General features: G+C 70.3%; 3 protein-coding genes. 2 read left to right on the forward strand and 1 reads right to left on the reverse strand.

From position 1 onward, the window contains the following. Window positions 1-68 precede the first annotated feature (68 nt). The gene (locus LL06_RS25430; RefSeq protein WP_035533694.1) at window positions 69-806 is read left to right on the forward strand and encodes a MauE/DoxX family redox-associated membrane protein; all 738 of its coding nucleotides are present in this window, start codon (window positions 69-71) and stop codon (window positions 804-806) included. An 863-nt stretch (window positions 807-1,669) separates the two neighbouring features. Next, complete coding sequence (locus LL06_RS25435; RefSeq protein WP_035533696.1) at window positions 1,670-1,900, forward strand: hypothetical protein; 231 nt, start codon at window positions 1,670-1,672, stop codon at window positions 1,898-1,900. A 78-nt stretch (window positions 1,901-1,978) separates the two neighbouring features. Here the strand turns inward: LL06_RS25435 and LL06_RS25440 are convergent. Then, on the reverse strand, window positions 1,979-2,620 hold a 642-nt coding region (locus LL06_RS25440), incomplete at its 5' end, for a DUF4010 domain-containing protein (RefSeq protein ID WP_035533698.1).

Here is a 2,620-nt window from a genome sequence, read left to right on the forward strand (position 1 = left end):
CCGGCCGCTAGACCGGCGGCAGGCGCGGCGCGCCGGCGGAGCCTGCACTGCAATCGGAAGGAGACACCATGACCCAGACCGCGCAGCTTTACCGGATGGTGACGGACGAGCACATCTGTCCCTACGGGCTCAAGTCCAAGGATCTTCTGGAACGCAAGGGGTTCAAGGTCGACGACCGCCCGCTCAGGAGCCGCGAGGAAACCGACGCCTTCAAGCGCGAGCACGGGGTGGAGACCACGCCGCAGACCTTCATCGACGGCGAGCGGATCGGCGGGTTCGACGACCTGCAGGCGCATTTCGGCGAAAAGCAGCACGATCCCGACGCCGTGAGCTACCAGCCGGTGATCGCCATCTTCGCGGTCGCCGCGCTGATGGCGCTGGCCGCAAGCTGGGCGGCGTTCGGCACGCTGCTCACGGTGCGCACGGCCGAATGGTTCATTGCCTTTTCGATGTGCATCCTGGCGATCCAGAAACTGCAGGATCTCCAGGGCTTCCAGATGATGTTCATCACCTACGACCTGCTGGCGATGCGGCAGATCCGCTACGCCAAGATCTACCCGTTCGGCGAGGCGCTGGCGGGGGTGCTGATGATCTCGGGCGCGCTCACCTTTCTCTCGGCGCCGGTGGCGCTGTTCATCGGCACGGTGGGCGCCGTCTCGGTGATCAAGGCGGTCTATATCGACCGGCGCGAGCTCAAATGCGCCTGCGTGGGCGGCAACAGCAACGTGCCGCTGGGCTTCATCTCGCTCACCGAAAACCTGATGATGGTGGCGATGGCGGTGTGGATGCTCGCCAGGACGATGTGAGCCGCCGGACGTGCGGACATGCCTGATCGCCCGCGCGCGAGATCTCGCCGCCGGGGATGGCTTGGTGCAGGGTCCGGACACATGCCGGACTGGCGGGGCGCACGGGCGGCCGGCCCGTGGTGGATGGAAGAGAAGGGCTTGGCGCAGCAGCCTTCGCCCCGCCGGTGGGGGATACCCGCGCCTTCCGGGCGCGAGCGGGCTTTCCTTCCCGCGACGCATGCATCTTTCGCCCTGGGCGGTCTTGTCCCGTTCGGCGTCCTACGGCCGAACCCGCCCTCTCCCGATGCGGCCGGCGTGGCAACCCGCCGGCCCATGCAGGACTTGTCAGGCCGGCGCTTGGAGTGGTGCCGCAGATCCCCTGACCGGCCAGCCCGCCGGAGAGGAGACTGCAGTCCAGACGCCGCCGGGGCCGGCGTGCCAGCGCCCGGTTCCGGAATGCGCCGAGATCCCTGGGCCAGGTCCACTTCGTCCTGGCCGGCTCTCGCGAACAGCCGGCATGATGCCTTCGCAGGCGTCCGGCCCAGGGATACGGCCCCCCTCGGCCAGACCTCACCGCCTTCCGCCGGTCCGGGCTCCGTGGGCCCGGGCCATCCGTCGGGACGGAAGACCCCACCAGTTTCGCACGGGCCGGAAGGATGGGGAAAAAGCGGGCAGGTTTTATTCGCTCCGCGAGCGGTCCAGGCCGCCGGGGAGGCTGAAATCCGGCCTCCTGCGCCCACGCGGGCGGCGGCCGACGCGTGGACGTTATCCCCGTTTCGCCGGAGCGGGGCGCGCCGCGGCAGGGGCACGGGTCCCCGGCGGAACCAAAGGCGGGGCCTGGCGTTTTAACCAGGACGTCCAGGAGCCATGCAAAGGAGACCGCCATGCGCACCCGTACCCAAATCGCCGCCCTGATCTCGCTGCCCATCAACGCCGTCCTGTTCGGCGCCGGCTGCATTGCCGTGCTGTCGGTGCCGGCGCTGGCCGAGCAGGCCAAATATCTGCTGCCGCTGGTGATCGTCGCCGGCCTCACCGCCACCTTCCCGGTGGCCTGGATGCTGGCGCCGCGCCTGCGCGCCCGGTACCAGTATGGCAAGACGCCGCAGAACGGCTAAGCGACCGGCACATAGTGGACCTGCGCGTCCGCCGCTTCGGCTGCGGCGCTGACACAGCGGCCCTGCGCCTGAGGACCGTCAGACCGGTGGCAGGCCGGCATCGCCGGTGACGGCGACGACCAGCCAGACCGCCGCCACGGACAGAATAATGCCCGGAGCGGTGCGGAGCGCGAAGGCGGTGGAGCCGGCGCTCGCCGCCATGACGATCTTGGCGAGCGCATTGGTGCTGAGCGCCGCCAGGATCGGCACCACCGCCTGATGCGGCTGCAACTGCCCCGACAGGACCAGCGAGGCGGCGGAGATCGACGCCGAATGGGCGTCGACGATGCCCGCCAGCGCCACGCCGGCGACGACCCCGGTCTCGCCGAACCAGGCCTTGAGCGCCGCCACCCCCACCAGCATGAGCGTCATCGTCGCCGCCAGCGCCAGCGCGGTCGTGAGGCTGAAGGCGCGGCCGGGCTCGGTGTCCGCGGGTTCATCCGAGCTGAGCGCGCGCAGGGTGAAGACCAGCCCGTAGAGCGCGGCGGCGACGGCGCCCGCCGCAAGCGGCCAGGCGAGCGCGAGAAAGGTCTCAGCACTCGTCACATAGAGCAGCGCCGCAAGCTGGAGGTAGGTGGCCACCGTGGACAGGGCCGCGCCGGCGACGGCGGCGTCGAGCGCGGTCGGGTCCCTGCCGGCGCGGCCGGCCATGGCGCCGATGGTGGCGAGGCTGGAGACGAA

This window comes from Hoeflea sp. BAL378 (assembly GCF_000759435.1).
In the GTDB taxonomy this organism is placed as follows: Bacteria; Pseudomonadota; Alphaproteobacteria; order Rhizobiales; family Rhizobiaceae; genus Hoeflea.

Excerpts from the sequence above, each read along its gene's own strand:
- LL06_RS25435 (WP_035533696.1), top strand. The coding sequence starts at position 1,670 with ATGCGCACCCGTACCCAAATCGCCGCCCTGATCTCGCTGCCCATCAAC.
- LL06_RS25430 (WP_035533694.1), top strand. The coding sequence starts at position 69 with ATGACCCAGACCGCGCAGCTTTACCGGATGGTGACGGACGAGCACATC.